Origin of the sequence: Enterobacter sp. Tr-810, assembly GCF_011752765.1 — a bacterium.
GTDB classification, from domain to species: Bacteria; Pseudomonadota; Gammaproteobacteria; order Enterobacterales; family Enterobacteriaceae; genus Enterobacter; species Enterobacter soli.
In genome coordinates, this window is record NZ_VWWW01000005.1 from 14,258 (window position 1) to 31,553 (window position 17,296).

The 17,296-nt window shown below is 55.3% G+C and carries 13 protein-coding genes; 2 read left to right on the top strand and 11 right to left on the bottom strand.

The genetic code is table 11. From position 1 onward, the window contains the following. Positions 1 to 24: 24 nt before the first annotated feature. The 5 genes from nrdG to treR all read right to left on the bottom strand — a co-directional run bounded on the left by nrdG (position 25) and on the right by treR (position 7,348). On the bottom strand, positions 25 to 489 hold the full coding sequence (gene nrdG, locus F3J30_RS14890; RefSeq protein ID WP_166717732.1) for an anaerobic ribonucleoside-triphosphate reductase-activating protein: 465 nt from the start codon (positions 487 to 489) through the stop codon (positions 25 to 27). A gap of 141 nt (positions 490 to 630) precedes the next feature. Next, positions 631 to 2,769 carry an anaerobic ribonucleoside-triphosphate reductase gene (gene nrdD / locus F3J30_RS14895; protein WP_014068680.1) on the bottom strand — a complete coding sequence of 713 codons (2,139 nt, stop codon included), beginning with the start codon at positions 2,767 to 2,769 and terminating at the stop codon, positions 631 to 633. A gap of 374 nt (positions 2,770 to 3,143) precedes the next feature. After that, entirely contained in the window at positions 3,144 to 4,802 is a 1,659-nt protein-coding gene (gene treC / locus F3J30_RS14900; protein ID WP_014068682.1) for an alpha,alpha-phosphotrehalase, read from the bottom strand. Positions 4,803 to 4,853: 51 nt separating this feature from the next. Then, positions 4,854 to 6,272 (bottom strand): PTS trehalose transporter subunit IIBC, encoded by a 1,419-nt coding sequence (gene treB, locus F3J30_RS14905; RefSeq protein ID WP_211053284.1) that lies wholly within the window; start codon positions 6,270 to 6,272, stop codon positions 4,854 to 4,856. Between the two features lie 128 nt (positions 6,273 to 6,400). After that, a complete protein-coding gene (gene treR, locus F3J30_RS14910) occupies positions 6,401 to 7,348 on the bottom strand; it encodes a trehalose operon repressor TreR (RefSeq protein ID WP_166717734.1) in 948 nt (315 codons plus the stop codon). Between the two features lie 390 nt (positions 7,349 to 7,738). On the opposite strand from treR, the gene mgtA reads away from it, so the two are divergent. Beyond that, the gene (gene mgtA, locus F3J30_RS14915; protein WP_166717735.1) at positions 7,739 to 10,447 is read left to right on the top strand and encodes a magnesium-translocating P-type ATPase; all 2,709 of its coding nucleotides are present in this window, start codon (positions 7,739 to 7,741) and stop codon (positions 10,445 to 10,447) included. A 175-nt stretch (positions 10,448 to 10,622) separates the two neighbouring features. Next, positions 10,623 to 13,007, top strand: coding sequence for a family 20 glycosylhydrolase (locus tag F3J30_RS14920; protein WP_166717736.1), 2,385 nt, complete (start codon positions 10,623 to 10,625; stop codon positions 13,005 to 13,007). A gap of 94 nt (positions 13,008 to 13,101) precedes the next feature. Here F3J30_RS14920 and gbpA read toward each other — a convergent pair whose 3' ends face one another. The 6 genes from gbpA to F3J30_RS14950 all read right to left on the bottom strand — a co-directional run bounded on the left by gbpA (position 13,102) and on the right by F3J30_RS14950 (position 17,270). Further along, entirely contained in the window at positions 13,102 to 14,553 is a 1,452-nt protein-coding gene (gene gbpA, locus F3J30_RS14925; protein ID WP_166717737.1) for an N-acetylglucosamine-binding protein GbpA, read from the bottom strand. A gap of 131 nt (positions 14,554 to 14,684) precedes the next feature. Beyond that, positions 14,685 to 15,071: a 2-iminobutanoate/2-iminopropanoate deaminase gene (gene ridA, locus F3J30_RS14930; protein WP_014068687.1), complete on the bottom strand. Its 387-nt coding sequence runs from the start codon at positions 15,069 to 15,071 to the stop codon at positions 14,685 to 14,687. A gap of 73 nt (positions 15,072 to 15,144) precedes the next feature. Next, positions 15,145 to 15,606, bottom strand: a complete 462-nt coding sequence (pyrI, locus tag F3J30_RS14935; protein ID WP_014068688.1) for an aspartate carbamoyltransferase regulatory subunit — start codon at positions 15,604 to 15,606, stop codon at positions 15,145 to 15,147. A gap of 12 nt (positions 15,607 to 15,618) precedes the next feature. After that, entirely contained in the window at positions 15,619 to 16,551 is a 933-nt protein-coding gene (gene pyrB, locus F3J30_RS14940; protein ID WP_014068689.1) for an aspartate carbamoyltransferase, read from the bottom strand. 34 nt (positions 16,552 to 16,585) lie between these two features. Continuing rightward, positions 16,586 to 16,690, bottom strand: coding sequence for a pyrBI operon leader peptide (locus F3J30_RS14945; protein WP_022646880.1), 105 nt, complete (start codon positions 16,688 to 16,690; stop codon positions 16,586 to 16,588). 100 nt (positions 16,691 to 16,790) lie between these two features. Further along, complete coding sequence (locus F3J30_RS14950) at positions 16,791 to 17,270, bottom strand: ArgR family transcriptional regulator (RefSeq protein WP_014068690.1); 480 nt, start codon at positions 17,268 to 17,270, stop codon at positions 16,791 to 16,793. Positions 17,271 to 17,296 lie beyond the last annotated feature (26 nt).

Below are 17,296 nucleotides of genomic sequence, written 5' to 3' on the forward strand. Positions count from 1 at the left end.
CGGATAGAGGATATCCGCCTTTAATCACCGCAAGTGATGCACAACCTGGTTGCTACTGCCGCGCCAGATCAGCGCCGGGTCTTTTAAATCCTGCACGAATTTGCCATCGACCAGCACGTTGATCAGATCCACCACCTCCATTTGGGCAGTGTTCAGTTCATCCAGCTTATAGCCTGTCCACACCCAGATATCTTTTCCCTCGCACTCGCGGTGAATGCGTTTAACCAGCTTCAGGATCTCCGGTACGTTTTGCGGGTGTAGCGGATCGCCGCCCGACAGCGAAATCCCCTGGCGGTGAATGCGCGTGTCGTTCAGGTCGTTGATGATCCGGTCTTCCATTTCCTGGGTGAATGGCATCCCGGAATTTACACGCCAGGTGCTTTTGTTGTAGCAGCCCGGGCATTCGTGAACGCAGCCTGAAACGAACAGGGTGCAGCGGGTGCCGGGGCCGTTGACGATGTCGACGGGGTAGTATTGGTGGTAATTCATAACGTTAACCTGATGCCCTTACCCCGGCCCTCTCCCACAGGGAGAGGGAGAAAACCGGCGTCAGGCTCAACAATGTGCTCGATCGGTTCCCTCTCCCTTGAGGGAGAGGGCTAGGGTGAGGGGGAAAATCCGGCGAAAAACTTAACCTATCTGCCCATTCCCCAGATGTTTCACCCGGCGTTTCACCTCTTCCTGCTTACCGGCGTTAAACGGACGTGCATCCGGGCTACCAAGATAACCGCACACGCGGCGGGTGACGGAAACGCGGGCCGCATCGTGATTACCGCATTTCGGGCAGGTGAAGCCTTTGCTGGTGCACTCAAACTCACCGGTGAAACCGCACTCGTAGCACTCGTCGATTGGCGTGTTCGTGCCGTAATACGGCACGTGCTGGTAGCTGTAATCCCACACGTCTTCCAGCGCTTTCAGGTTGTGCTGGATATTCGGGTACTCGCCGTAACAGATGAAACCACCGCTGGCGATTGGCGGGTAAGCCGCTTCAAAGTCGATCTTGTCGTACGGGTTAACCTTTTTCTCAACGTCCAGGTGGAAGCTGTTGGTGTAGTAACCTTTGTCGGTTACGCCTTCCACAATGCCGAACTCTGCGGTGTCCAGGCGACAGAAACGGTCGCACAGGTTTTCACTTGGGGTGCTGTACAGGCTGAAACCGTAGCCCGTCTCATCTTTCCACTGGTCAACCGCATCGCGCAGACGCTGGACGATAGCGACGCCTTTCTCACGCAGGGCTTCGCTGTCGTACATATGTGTGTCGCCACACAGCGCGTTAATGGTCTCGTGAATGCCGATGTAACCCAGAGAAATAGACGCACGGCCGTTTTTGAAGATCTCTGATACGTCATCGTCCGCTTTCAGACGCACGCCGCAGGCCCCTTCCATATAGAGGATTGGCGCGACGCGGGCTTTCACCCCTTCCAGGCGCGCAATACGGGTCATCAGCGCTTTACGGGCCAGTTGCAGACGCTCATCCAGCAGTGTCCAGAAGGCGGCTTCATTGCCTTTGGCTTCCAGCGCGATGCGCGGCAGGTTAAGGCTGATCACGCCCAGGTTGTTACGCCCGTCGTGGATCTGCTCGCCATTTTCATCTTCATACACGCCGAGGAAGCTGCGGCAGCCCATTGGCGTTTTGAACGAACCAGTGACTTTCACCACCTGGTCGTAGTTCAGGATGTCCGGGTACATACGCTTGCTTGCGCATTCCAGCGCCAGCTGTTTGATGTCGTAGTTCGGATCGCCAAACTTATGATTCAGGCCATCGCGGATAGCGAACACCAGTTTCGGGAACACGGCGGTTTTGCGATTTTTGCCGAGACCAGAAATACGGTTGCGCAGAATCGACTGCTGGATCAGACGCGATTCCCAGCTGGTGCCCAGGCCAAAGCCAAAGGTCACAAACGGGGTCTGGCCGTTAGCGGTATGCAGTGTGTTCACTTCATATTCGAGCGACTGGAATGCGTCATAGCACTCTTTTTCAGTACGCGAATGCGCATAGCCGTCCGCGTCCGGGATCTGCCACTCTTCGGCGGTTTTACGGTGTTTGTTGAAGCTCGCTGTGACAAACGGCGCCAGCACTTCATCAATACGGTTAATGGTGGTGCCGCCGTAAATGTGGCTGGCAACCTGCGCGATAATTTGCGCGGTTACTGCCGTGGCAGTAGAGATAGATTTTGGCGGCTCAATCTCGGCGTTACCCATTTTAAAGCCGTGGGTCAGCATCCCTTTCAGGTCGATCAACATACAGTTGAACATCGGGAAGAACGGCGAGTAGTCGAGATCGTGGTAGTGGATCTCACCGCGCTCGTGCGCGGAAACCACATCGCGCGGCAGCAGGTGCTGACGGGCATAGTGTTTGGCAACAATACCGGCCAGCAGGTCGCGCTGGGTAGGAATCACTTTACTGTCTTTGTTGGCGTTTTCGTTGAGCAGCGCAGAGTTGGTTTGCTCGACCAGGCCGCGAATGTCCTGGTTCAGACGACCACGTTTTTCGCGCTGGACGTCACGGTCGTGACGGTATTCGATGTACGCGCGGGCCAGCTGCTTGTACGGGCCTGCCATCAGCTGGTTCTCAACAGCGGTCTGGATCTCGCTGATATCCACCTGGCTACGTTCGGTCATCTGGCTGCTAACGACTTCTGCGACGGTGGCGCAATAATCTGCGTCATCGACTCCCGCTGCTTTAGCTGCACGCAGAATGGCTTCTTTGATGCGCTCTGATTTAAACGGCACTTTACAGCCATCACGTTTCATCACATGCGGTGTCATGATCACTCCATTTTAAAAACAGGTTATCCACAGAGGTGGAGAAGACTGCACCGGGCTGATGTATTGATAGCCCAGTCACTTCCCTCGTTCCCGACAGTTGTTATCCACAATTCCGGAGAGCTGAGTCGCCGTCTTGTTGTAGGAATAGTAGACGATAAATACAAGATGTTGGGTCGGCGTGCATTTTAAGTGCTACATATAGTGATTTGCATCAAACATGTTTGCGTTTTATTTGATGCAGAACAAAGTAAAAAGACGAGAGTACAAATGACGGGCGCTACAGCGATTGTAAATTGTCGTGAGAAAAATCTGATTAATTATTCAACAAAAACAGTAAGGTAAACCGGGCATATTGCAATGCCCGGCGATGAAAATTACGACTGAAGCCACCAGACGGCTTCAAACGGACGCAGGGTCATGGCCTGCGGTGCGTTGGCCGCTTCCGCATAGTTACTCATCACTACCTGCCATTCGCTGCTCTGTATGTCTGGCTGCCATTGCTGGCACGCATTGCTGAGGTTTGCCGCCACGATCAGGGTTTGCCCCTGCCACTGACGACGGTAGCACCACAGGGATGGATGCTCAGGGAGCAGATCCTGATAATCCCCCCACGTCAGTACCGGCAGCGTTTTACGCAGCGCAATCAGCGACTGGTAGGTATAGAACACCGAATCCGGGTCGCTCAGTGCCGCGCTGGCGTTAATGCTCTGGTAGTTATCACAGACCGCAATCCACGGCTCACCCGCCGTAAAACCGGCGTTTGGCGAGGCATCCCACTGCATTGGCGTCCGGCCATTATCACGGGATTTACTGGCGAGGATCTCCAGCAGTTCATCCGCTTCACGGCCCGCGGCGCGCAGCTCGGTGAACATATTCAGGCTTTCCACATCGCGATAATCCGTGATCTGGCGGAAGTGCGGGTTGGTCATGCCCAGCTCTTCACCCTGGTAGATATACGGCGTGCCCTGCATTCCATGCAGCACCATCGCCAGCATTTTGGCGGCCGGGACGCGATGCTCGCCCTCATCGCCAAAACGCGACACGATGCGCGGCTGATCGTGGTTACACCAGAAGAGGGCGTTCCAGGCCACGTTATGCATTCCCTGCTGCCAGTGGCTGAACAGGGTTTTCAGCGCCACGTAATCGGGCTGCGCTTTCGTCCATTTTTCGCCGTCAGGGTAGTCCACCTTCAGGTGATGGAAATTAAAGGTCATCGACAGCTCGCGTCCATCAAGGGAGGCGTACTGCTGGCAGTTTTCTAACGAGGTGGAAGACATCTCGCCCACCGTCATCAGGCTGCGCGGGGTGAAGACGTCGCGGCTCATCTCCTGCAAATATTCGTGAACGCGCGGCCCGTCGGTGTAAAAGCGACGGCCATCGCCGTGCTCGTCATTCGGGAATGTCTGATCTTTGGAGATAAGGTTAATCACGTCGAGACGCAAACCGTCCACGCCGCGATCGGCCCAGAATTCGCACACTTTTTTCAGCTCGGTGCGCACTGCCGGGTTTTCCCAGTTCAGATCCGCCTGTTCCGGGGCGAACAAGTGCAGGTAATACTGCTCGCTGCCCGCATGCCAGCGCCAGGCATTGCCGCCAAATTTAGAGCGCCAGTTGTTCGGCAGCAGGCCATCCGGCGTGCCGTCGCGCCAGATATAGAACTGGCGATATGGGCTCTCTTTGTTCAATGATTCGCGGAACCATGCGTGCTGGGTTGAGGTATGGTTAAGCACCATATCCAGCACAATGCGGATGCCGCGAGAATGGGCCTGCGCGACCAGTTCGTCAAAGTCATCCAGCGTGCCGTATGCCGGGTCGATGGCGGTGTAATTCGCCACGTCATAGCCGTTATCAATCTGCGGAGAGATATAGAACGGGGTCAGCCAGATGGCATCAATACCGAGATTTTTCAGGTAGTCGAGGCGCTGCGTTACGCCGCGTAAATCCCCGGTACCGCATCCGGTGGTGTCCTGAAAACTCTTTGGGTAAATCTGATAGATGACACCGTTTTGCCACCACTGAGGAAGGGTATTCATAGTTCGTTCCTGCAAATGCGAAGGGGCGCAATTGCGCCCCGAAAGATGAAGTTAAACAATCTGCAACGTGCCCTGACGGTACTTACGCTGATAAACGAAGGTGGTCAGCGCCATCGGGACAATAATCGCGATAGCCATGGCCAGCGCAAACACCTGCCAGAAGGCTGGCTGAATGGAGAGGATGCCCGGCAGGCCACCCACGCCAATCCCGTTCGCCATCACGCCGTTCAGGCCACACACCAGGCCCGCCAGGCCAGAGCCGATCATGGCGCACAGCATCGGGAAGCGATATTTCAGGTTGATACCGTACATCGCCGGTTCGGTCACGCCGAGGTAGGCAGAGATAGCCGCCGGAACGGAAATCTCACGCTCGTTATGCTTACGGCTGATAATGATGATGCCGGTGACCGCAGACGCCTGAGCAATATTAGACAGCGCAATGATTGGCCAGACTGGCGTGCCGCCCATGCTCTGAATCATCTGCATATCAATGGCCAGCGTGGTCTGGTGCACGCCGGTAATCACCAGCGGCGCATACAGGAAGCCAAACAGCGCAGCACCAATCGGCGCGAAGCTACCGGTCATCAGGTGACGTACCGCAAAGGCCACGCCGTCGCCAATCATGCGGCCAAACGGGCCGATAAAGGCGTGAGCAAGGAACACGGCGATAATCAGGGAACAGACCGGCACCACCACCAGATACAGGTAATCCGGGACGATGCGTTTTAAGCGAGTCTCAATAAAGCCCAGCGCCAGACCTGCCAGTAACGCCGGAATCACCTGCGCCTGATAGCCCACTTTCGCGATAGTGAACAGGCCGAAGTTCCAGACTTCCGGCACCTGCTGACCCAGTAAGTAAGCGTTCATTAACTGCGGAGACACCAGCGTGACGCCAAGGACAATCCCCAGGATTGGCGTGCCGCCCATCTTGCGCACCGCCGACCAGCAAATTCCGACAGGCAGGTAGAAGAAGATGGCTTCACCAATCAGCCACAGGAAGTCGTAAACGGTTTTCAGCGCGGGATACATTTGCGCCAGGGTTTTGCCATCGCTCATCGGCACATCGCCGATCACGTTACGGAACCCTAAGATCAAGCCCCCGCTGATGAGCGCCGGCAGCAGCGGGAAGAAGATCTCTGCAAAGTGCGAGATCAACTGCTCGTGCCATTTCATATTTTGACGTGCGGCGAGCTTCGCCTGCTCTTTATCAGCAGATGAGTGGCCAGTGGTAGCCAGCAGAGCCTGATAGTAATCGCCCACTTCTGTGCCGATAACCACCTGGAACTGCCCGGCGTTGGTAAAGCAACCTTTTACCATCGAAAGCTCTTCAATCGCTTTCGGGTTAGCTTTGGCCGGATCGTTCAGCACAAAGCGCAGGCGGGTAATGCAATGACTGACGGTTGCGATGTTATCGCGTCCGCCAACCAGGACGATCAGCTGGTCGATATCTGCTTGTTTGACTTTGCTCATCATGAAACCTCATGACAGATGGAGAAGGGTGTAATGACCTGAACGCAAGCCTACTCCTTCAGCGTCACGGCGAAAATGGGAACGTTCCCGAAATCAGGCGAAGATCACAATAAACCGTTTAATGGGGTTTACGAAAGATGGGCAGGAATGACTATCTGGCGCGGTTCCGTGCGACCGGTGATCTGCTCGATCAACTGAGCGGCAGCCTGTCTCCCGGACTCGGCGTAGCCGGGATCGACGGTGATAATTTCCGGGTGAAGGAACTTCATCAGTGGCGTACTGCCGACGCTTGCGACCTGCAAATTATCGATACGCTGTTCCTGAAGGTATTTACTCGCGCCCAGCGCCAGGGTGTCCGTAGCGCACACCAGCGCGGTGGTCTGTGGAGTCAGCACGCTGGCGACCTGCTCGTAGCCCTGCTTCATACCCAGCCCTGGCAAGGAGGCTACGGCAGAGAGGTTGTGCTTTTTACAAAACGTCAGATAGGCTTCATGACGCCGTTTACCGGTGGTCACGTCCGCATGGGGTACACCGAGGAAGCTGATATGGCGATGGCCCTGATCGTATAAGCGCTGCATCAGCGTGAAGATAGCGCCTTCATCGTCATAACAGACAGAGGCAAAACCACTGGCATCGCGCGCCAGCAGCACCAGCGATGGCTGCCAGGGTTTAAGCATCTCTTCTTTAATGCCGGTAAAGCCGAACAGCACCACGCCGTCGATGTTGCGGCGTTGCAGCATTCCCAGGTGCTCTTCCACCAGCTGTGGCGAAAACTGGCTTTCCATCATAATCGGGTCGTAACCCTGTTCGTAGAAGGCAGGCAGCATGGTCTGAACCGCCAGGTTTTCAGACAGGGAATCGAGGCGCGACACAATAATGGCGACCACTTTGTCACTTTGCCCACGCATGGCGCGTGCGGAGCGGGAAGGGGAAAAACCGTGCTGATTCATGACCGCCTCGACGCGCTCGCGCGTGCGCTCGCTGACACCACTTTCGTTGTTCAGCACTCGCGACACGGTGGATTTCCCCACGCCGCTTAAACGCGCGATGTCTTTAATGGTAAGGCGGTTTTGCATCCTCTATTCCCTGTAACAGCGACGGCGGTCGTCAATTGAGCGTAATGGTATAGCGTGATTTTGCTATGGGCAAAGTCTGGTTTACGTATGGTTTACTTGCGCGGGGTTATAATACCGCCCGAATCGTCACAAACGGTACGGTTAATTCCTTATACTGCACGGCGAAATACCAATTTTACTTACCGGAGGTTACATGGATCCCGATCCCACGCCTCTCCTGAACGGGAGAGCTCTTTCTTTCCGGTAAGCCAGCCTTTTGCTGTCTCACCGGTGATGTGAGGCAGCAACGTCCCAAACGTTTCTGCTAATAATTAAAGTGCCGCCAGGTACGGATTTACCGTGTCTGCCAGCAAAACTGCGTTCGCTGCTGCGCGCGCAGGAGAGCTTATTATGCTGAAAAATATCACCCGGCAGCTGCTTGATCAGCTGAGCCGCCACCTGCCACGCCGCCTTATCCAGCGTGACCCAATGCCAAACGCCAAAAATCTGGCGGGCGCGGCTATTCCTTCTTCCCTGACCGAACGCTGCCTGAACGTGGCGGCGATGGACGAAAACGAAGTCTGGCGCGCCTTTGGCGGGCACCCGGAAGGGCTGAATGCAGCCGAAGTCGATAAAATCCGCGCCGAGCATGGCGACAATCAAATCCCGGCGCAAAAGCCTTCACCCTGGTGGGTGCACCTGTGGGTTTGCTACCGCAACCCGTTCAACCTGCTGCTGACGGTGCTCGGCATTATCTCGTATGCCACCGAAGACCTGTTTGCCGCAGGCGTTATCGCCCTGATGGTGGGGATTTCCACGCTGCTGAACTTTATTCAGGAAGCCCGCTCCACCAAAGCGGCAGACGCCCTGAAAGCAATGGTCAGCAACACCGCCACCGTCTCGCGCGTGATTAACGAGCTCGGTGAAAACGCCTGGCTTGAACTGCCTATCGATCAGCTGGTTCCGGGTGACCTGGTGAAACTTGCCGCCGGGGATATGATCCCGGCAGATTTACGCATCATTCAGGCGCGCGATCTGTTTGTCGCTCAGGCGTCGTTAACTGGCGAATCACTGCCGGTGGAGAAAGTGGCGCGTACCCGCGATCCGCAGCAGATGAATCCGCTGGAATGCGACACCCTGTGCTTTATGGGCACCACGGTGGTGAGCGGAACCGCGCAGGCCATTGTGACGGCCACGGGCGGTAACACCTGGTTCGGCCAACTTGCCGGGCGCGTGACGGAACAGGAAAGCGAACCTAACGCCTTCCAGAAGGGGATTGGCCGCGTCAGTATGCTGCTGATCCGCTTTATGATGGTGATGACGCCGATTGTGCTGCTGATCAACGGCTACACCAAGGGCGACTGGTGGGAAGCGGCGCTGTTTGCGCTCTCTGTTGCCGTGGGTTTAACGCCAGAAATGCTGCCGATGATTGTCACCTCCACGCTGGCGCGCGGGGCGGTAAAACTCTCTAAGCAAAAAGTCATTGTTAAACACCTCGATGCTATCCAGAACTTTGGCGCGATGGACATCCTCTGCACCGATAAAACCGGGACGCTGACCCAGGATAAAATCGTGCTGGAGAACCATACCGATATCTCCGGCAAGACCAGTGAACGCGTGCTGCACAGTGCCTGGCTCAACAGCCACTACCAGACCGGGCTGAAAAACCTGCTCGACGTTGCCGTGCTGGAAGGCGTGGGCGAAGAGTCTGCCCGCACGCTGTCTGGCCGCTGGCAGAAAGTGGACGAGATCCCGTTTGATTTTGAGCGCCGCCGTATGTCGGTGGTGGTGAGTGAACAGCAGGATGTGCATCAGCTGATCTGCAAAGGCGCGTTGCAGGAGATCCTCAATGTGTGCACCCAGGTACGGTACAACGGTGACATCGTCCCGCTGGACGACACCATGCTGCGCCGCATCAAACGCGTGACCGACAACCTGAACCGTCAGGGGCTGCGCGTGGTGGCGGTGGCCAGCAAATTCCTGCCAGCGCGCGTCGGGGATTATCAGCGTATTGATGAATCAGACCTGATCCTTGAAGGTTACATCGCGTTCCTCGATCCGCCAAAAGAGACGACAGCTCCAGCGCTGAAAGCCCTGAAGGCGAGCGGGATCACCGTGAAAATCCTCACCGGCGACAGCGAGCTGGTGGCGGCTAAAGTGTGTCACGAAGTGGGGCTGGATGCCGGTGACGTGGTGGTGGGAAGCGAGATCGAACATCTTTCTGACGATGAGCTGGCCAGGCTTGCCCAGCGCACCACGCTGTTTGCCCGACTGACGCCGATGCACAAAGAGCGCATTGTGACGCTGCTGCGCCGTGAGGGCCATGTGGTGGGCTTTATGGGTGACGGTATCAACGATGCTCCGGCGCTGCGTGCAGCAGATATTGGGATTTCTGTCGACGGCGCCGTGGATATTGCCCGTGAAGCGGCGGATATCATTTTGCTGGAAAAAAGCCTGATGGTGCTGGAAGAGGGGGTGATCGAAGGCCGCCGTACCTTTGCCAACATGCTGAAGTACATCAAAATGACCGCCAGCTCGAACTTCGGTAACGTCTTCAGCGTGCTGGTGGCGAGTGCGTTTTTACCCTTCCTGCCAATGTTGCCGCTGCACCTGCTGATCCAGAACCTGATGTACGATGTCTCTCAGGTGGCGATCCCGTTTGATAACGTGGACGATGAGCAGATCCAGAAGCCACAGCGCTGGAATCCGTCCGATCTTGGCCGCTTTATGCTGTTCTTCGGGCCGATCAGCTCCATTTTTGACATTCTGACCTTCTGCCTGATGTGGTTTGTGTTCCATGCCAACACGCCTGAACATCAGACCCTGTTCCAGTCCGGCTGGTTCGTGGTGGGGTTGCTGTCGCAAACGCTGATTGTGCATATGATCCGTACCCGCCGTATTCCGTTTATTCAGAGCCGTGCCGCCTGGCCGCTGATTGTGATGACGGGGCTGGTGATGGCGCTGGGTATCGCGTTGCCGTTCTCGCCGCTGGCAAGTTACCTGCAATTGCAGGCGCTGCCGCTGAGCTACTTCCCGTGGCTGGTGGCGATCCTCGCGGGCTATATGGTCCTGACGCAAATGGTGAAAGGGTTCTATGCGCGCCGGTATGGCTGGCAGTAAGTCGTTTTACCCTCACCCTAACCCTCTCCCTGTAAGGGAGAGGGAACCGTCCGGTGCGGTTTCCTCTCAAATTCAACAACCTGTGATCTCCGTCGTGTCATTCTCTTGACGACAAATTGAGCGCATGTTAACAGAATGTTTTGCCTTTTTTCGGCCCGTCAAATAAGGAACATTCATGTTACGGTACAGCCTCTTAACCGCCGGGCTTATGCTCGGCGCTTCTGCGTTTGCCGCTCCGGCAGGTGACCTCCCCCTGATGCCCTGGCCTGCAAAGGTTGAACGCCCGACAACGCAAGGCGCGCTGGTGCTCAGCGATAACATTTCTGTTAGCTTCAGCGGTGACGATCTGGGTGACGCGGTTAACCGCCTGCGCCAGCGCATTGCGCTGCAAACCGGCTGGACACTACAGCCGCAGGCCGATAAGCCAGACAAACCCACCATCCGCATCGACATCGCTAAAAAGGTGAAGCCGCAACCTCTGCCCGACAGCGATGAAAGCTACACGCTTAAGGTGGATGCTGACGGCGTGAACATCTCGGCTAACACCCGCTTTGGCGCGCTGCGCGGGATGGAAACGCTGCTTCAGCTTATCCAGAACGGGCCAGAAAATACTGCGATACCCTGGGTCACCATTGAGGATGCGCCGCGCTTCCCGTGGCGTGGTTTGCTGCTTGATTCCGCCCGCCACTTTATTCCGCTGAACGACATCAAGCGGCAGATTGACGGGATGGCGGCGGCAAAACTGAACGTGCTGCACTGGCATCTGACTGACGATCAGGGCTGGCGCTTTACCTCGAAGCGCTATCCAAAGCTCACGCAGCTTGCCAGCGACGGACAGTTTTACACCCCGGAGCAGATGCGCGAGATCGTGCGCTACGCCGCCGACCGAGGCATTCGCGTGGTCCCTGAAATCGACATGCCGGGCCACGCTTCGGCAATTGCCGTTGCCTACCCCGAGCTGATGAGCGCACCGGGGCCTTATGAAATGGAACGCCACTGGGGCGTGCTGAAACCGGTGCTGGATCCGACAAAAGAGGCGACGTATACCTTTGCAGAGGCAATGGTCAGCGAACTGGCGGCGATCTTCCCCGATCCCTATCTGCATATCGGTGGCGATGAGGTGGACGACACGCAGTGGAAACAAAACACCGCCATTCAGAAATTCATGCGTGACAACAAACTGGCGGACAGCCATGCATTGCAGGCGTATTTCAACCGCAAGCTGGAAACGATCCTCGAAAAACATCACCGGCAGATGGTGGGCTGGGACGAAATCTTCCATCCAGACCTGCCAAAAAGCATTCTGATCCAGTCCTGGCAAGGGCAGGACGCGCTGGGGCAGGTGGCCGAAAAAGGCTACAAAGGCATTCTCTCGACCGGTTTTTACCTCGACCAGCCACAGTCTACGGCCTATCACTACCGCAATGAGATTGTGCCGCAGGGCTTAAACAATGTGGACGTGATTGGCGATAACGACAGCCCGCAGAGCTGGTCTTTCACCCTGCCGCGCCTGAAAGGCAAGCCGCTAGAAGGGAGCTTTACGCTGGTAAAAGGCGATTCCGGCTGGCGAGGATTTATTGATTTTGCCGGGAAGTCGCGCCGCGCGGTTCAGAATATCGAATGGCGTAGCGACGACCAGGTGACCTTTACCGTCGATACCTGGATGGGCGAAACGCGCCCGGTGGTGACGGTGAGCACGGACACGCTGAGCGGCTATTTCCTGCTGGGCAACGCCCGTTACCCGGTCAGCGGCAAGCTGCTGGATGAGGTGCCAAAAGGTATCGCCCCTGTCGTGCCCGATACTGCCCAGCAGGCCAATCTGCTGGGTGGCGAAGCCGCGCTGTGGGCCGAAAACGTGGTGGCGCCGGTGCTGGATATTAAACTCTGGCCGCGCGCGTTTGCCGTGGCGGAACGCTTGTGGTCGGCACAGGACGTGAACGATACCGACAACATGTACACCCGTTTGCAGGCGATGGATAGCTGGTCAACGGTGTCGGTGGGGCTTTTGCAGCACAGCCAGCAGCAGGTGTACTTCACCCGCCTGGCGAACAATGGCGACAGCCTGCCGCTGCTGATCCTCGCGCAGGCAGTGGAGCCAGCACAGTATTACACTCGTCAGCACCTGAAGTTCCAGGCCGGGAAATACCATCAATTTGAGCCGCTCAACCGCTTCGCCGATGCGCTGAGCGCTGAAAGCGCAACCGTGCGTCAGATGAATAAATGGGTCGACAGACTGGTGAGCGATGCCGAAGACACGGAAAGTGCGGATGCGCTGCGCCACGTGTTTAACCGCTGGCAGAGCAATACCAGCGATGCGCTGGCGCTGAGCGGAAGCAATTATCAGCTGAAGGCCATTAAACCGGTGATTCAGGAAGTGGATAAGCTGGCGTCGATTGGGTTGCGCTTAACCGATCTGGTCGCGCGTCAGGGGACGCTGGATGATAAAGAAATTGCGTCGATTCAGGCGGAGCTGGATAACGCGGCGAAAATCCAGGATGAAGTGGTGATTGCGGCGGTTTACCCGCTGGAGACGCTGCTCAGAGCCACGCGTAATCAGTAGTAAAGAACCCTCACCCTAACCCTCTCCCAAAGGGAGAGGGAATTTATACACCCTCTCCCTTTGGGAGAGGGTCGGGGTGAGGGGATCAGAGGACTCAGTTCTTAAGAACCCATGCCTCTTTCCAGTGTGAACCCACGCCAGGCTCATACTGATTCGCATACTGGCTCCACTGTACGCAGTAGCCGCTGTACGGGAATGGCTTACATTCGTAGGTCTTGCCGTCTTTTGGCTGTAACACTACCGTGCCCGCTTTATAGGCGGCGATGTTCGCCGGGAAGCTAAAGTCGTAATGGCCCGTATTTCCGGTTGCGGCATCCTCTTCCAGCATCAGGTTCAGGACATCCTGCGCAAACAGGGTGCCGTCCTGATTGGTGGCGTAATATTTCAGCATGTGGTGGCCCGGCTCAACGTTGGTCAGGTTCATGGTAACGTCCTGATTCACGTTGTTCATATCCTGCTTCAGATAGCCTTTCTCCGCGCCGTTATGGTTCATCACATGGGCTTCAAAATCCACGTTACCGTGGGTGTTCAGATGGAAGGTGACCGTGGCATTACCCTGCTCGATTTTGCTGTACTGAAGGCTGGATACCGCAATGGTTTCATTGACCTGCGCTTTCTGCTCTTCGTAGGAAATCGCTACCGATTTTAACGTGCTCCCTTCTTTGACGAAAATGCTGTTGGCCCCATGGATCGGGCTGATTTCACCGGAGGCATCTTTTACCCCCACGCGAATTGCGCTCTGCGCGGTGTTGAGCTTCTGCGCCAGATCGTAAGACCACTGGTTCGCATCACCCTGTTCGGCTGAAGCGATGGCCATCTCTGTGCGCATGGCGGTTACTTCACCGTTAGCGTCAAAGAAGCGAGCAATCACTTTGTCACCAGCATTGAGGTTATTCCCCGTAATCTGGCCGCTCAGCGTGGTGCTCCATTCGGACACTACAGCCGGTGTTTCGTCGGGTTTGACCGTACCGTCATTGCCGAAATCAACGTCAATTGCCTGATAGAAACTGTTTGTTGTATCAGCAATTTCCCACACGCCATAAATAACCTGGTAACCAGTACGCGCCGGAACATTACAATTCATGGCCTGACGCATGGCCGGAGCCTGGTTATTTCCGTTAATGGTGCAGAATGGCGTTAATTCAAACTGATCGCGAGTAAGGGGTTTATTCGGATCCCAGTTTTGTTTGGTCATATAATAACGCCAGTTGGTGGTTTTGTGCGGCGCAGTGTGATACCAGACAAACTCATGTGGGCCTGCGGTCATCGGCGTTTTAGTCCAGGCATTCAGACTCTGTTTATCAAGCTGGGAGTAGTTGGCAATGCCAGCGCTGGCGAGCTGCCCGTCTGGCGGCAATGTGCCCGCAGGGAAGCCGGACGTTTTTTCCACGCTCTGTGGTTCATATTGCACGGAACCACAATCAATATTTTGACCGAGCTTACACATATAGGCGCGGCTGGCGGGGGATTCAATATAACCGTGTGCCAACGCGGAGGACGCAACGGCCATCGTCGCCATCGCCAGCGTAATTTTTGATAATTTCATTGTTAATCCATTAATAATAAATATGCAGCTCGATATTATTAATGGGAGGTGGGGGACGTCATGCTGTGGCGAGAGGAAAAATATCCAAAAAAAATGGACGGCCGGAGCCGCCCATTTTTTATTGAAATAAATTAACGACGTACTGCAATCGCTTCGATTTCAATTTTCACGTCTTTCGGCAGACGCGCCACTTCAACGCAAGAGCGCGCCGGGAAGGTGGCATTGTGTTCGGTGAAGAATGCTTCGTAGGTCGCGTTTACGGTCGCGAAATCATTCAGGTCTTTAACGAATACCGTGGTTTTCACGATATCACCCACTTTCAGACCTGCAGATTCAACGATAGCCTGCACGTTTTCCAGCGACTGACGTGCCTGCGCAGCTACGTCTTCCGGCACGGCGCCGGTTTTTGGGTTAACCGGGATCTGGCCTGAGGTAATAATCATGCTACCCAGATCAACGCCCTGAACATATGGGCCGATAGCCGCTGGTGCATTTTCCGTCGCGAGTACTTTGGTCATGATTTCTCCAGAATAACAGCTGATTTAAGAGTCCCGGCCATTATAACAGCCGGGATTTCATTACCAACCTCAATTAGTTGGCCAGCACCACATAATGAGAAAACTCTTTTTCACAGTATTTGCATTTGAGTGCGATGTCATCGGCGCGTTTTTTCACTGAAAAACTGGAAGAAACCGGCTCAGCATGGCTGATGCAGTTACTGTTCGGGCAGACCAGCACGCTTTCGATACGATCCGGCAGGCTTGGGCGTGATTTGCCCACCACGTCATAATCGTCGATACGGTTAACGGTGGCGTCCGGTGCGTACAGCGACAGCTGGTTTACCTGCTCGTCAGTCAGGAACGTGTTCTCAATTTTGATCAGATCTTTGCGGCCCATTTCGCCAGACGGCAGGTTCAGGCCGATGGTGATGCGCTGGTCAGTTTCGGTCAGCTTAAACAGGGTCAGCAGCTTAAAACCTACCTGCGCAGGGATGTGGTCAATCACGGTGCCACGTTTGATGGCTTCAACCTGAAGTTTGTTATCGTGTGTCATTGTCATTTCCCCTTACAAAGCTAATTCGCGATTCAGAACCAGTGCCAGTAACGCCTGGCGAGCGAAGATGCCGTTCCCGGCCTGCTGGAAGTACCAGGCATGTGGCGTCTTATCGACGTCTGTTGTGATCTCATCGATACGTGGCAGCGGATGCAGCACCTTCATGTTGTCGCGTGCGCCCTCTAGGTCGCTGGCGCGCAGCACAAACTGGGCCTTCACGTTGGCGTATTCAGAGGGATCCAGGCGCTCTTTCTGCACGCGGGTCATATACAGAATATCCACGCTGTTCATCACCTCTTCGATGCTGGCGTGCAGGCTCCACTGGATGCCTTTTTCGTCCAGCATATCGAGGATGTACTGCGGCATCGCCAGCGCGTCCGGGGCGATAAAGTAGAAGCGGTTGCCGTTAAATTTCGCCAGCGCCTGCGTCAGCGAGTGGACGGTACGGCCATATTTCAGGTCACCGACCATGGCGATGTTCAGGTTTTCCAGGCTGCCCTGGGTTTCCTGAATGGTGAACAGATCCAGCAGCGTTTGCGTCGGGTGCTGGTTCGCGCCATCCCCGGCGTTCAGTACCGGAATGCCGCCGGAAAACTCGGTCGCCAGACGGGCCGCACCTTCCTGCGGATGACGCATTACGATGGCGTCAACGTAGGTGCTGATAACTGAAATCGTGTCCGCCAGCGTTTCGCCTTTTTTACCCAGCGACGTGTTGCTGCTGTCTGAGAAGCCCACCACGCTTGCGCCCAGGCGGTGCATGGAGGTTTCAAAGGAGAGGCGCGTACGGGTAGAGGCTTCGAAGAAGCAGCTCGCAATGACTTTGTGTTTAAGCAGCTCCGGTTGCGGATTCGCCTTCAGTTTTGCCGCGGTTTCCAGAACCAGTTCCAGCTCTTCGCGGCTGAGGTCGTTTATGGAAATGATGTGTTTTTGATAAAGCGGATTCATGTTTATCTCCTGACGCCGGGCAAAAAAAAGCCCCTCAAATGAGGGGCTCTGGGAATAGGTTTAGCAACGGGAAGAAAAACGGCAGGCCAGCGTCTGATTTCAGACGCGGTAAGACGTTATGTCGTACACGCTTGACCATGCTTCCTCCCGGCAAATTGTCGGGCATTATACGCACCCCGATTTTCGGATCAAGCGATTTAATGCACACTTTACTCAATGCAAACGGTTCTTTGTGAATATTAATTCGTTCTGAGTAAATAATTAATTTGTTTGTGCACCAGGGCAGTGCGCTTCACCACGCGCGGGGCAACCCAGACAATACTGCTTCCGGCAACCACGCCTAAAATTTCCGGTAACTGGTGATAATCCAGAATACGCGCCACCGCGCGGCCATATCCGGCAACGGTATGGATAAGGATAAACTCGCTATTATGCTCCACGCTGACCACCATTTCGGAAACCGTACGCGCAGCATCGGGAGCAGGGCGTAACTGGTGATTCAACGAATAAATCTTTAGCCCTTTGGCATTTCGAATTTTTATGACTCCGAGCAACTTGAGCAGACGTGAAACGGTAGACTGGCTGATGCTGTCGAACCCCCGCTCCTGTAAGTCGCGGCGAATTTCTTCCTGGGAGAGATAACTCTTTTCGGTAATCAGACGCTGACACACCGTCAGCTGTAGCTGTTCCTTTGGAGAGTAATCACCATATTCCGTCATAACTTAATCCCATGTAATTGGCTGAA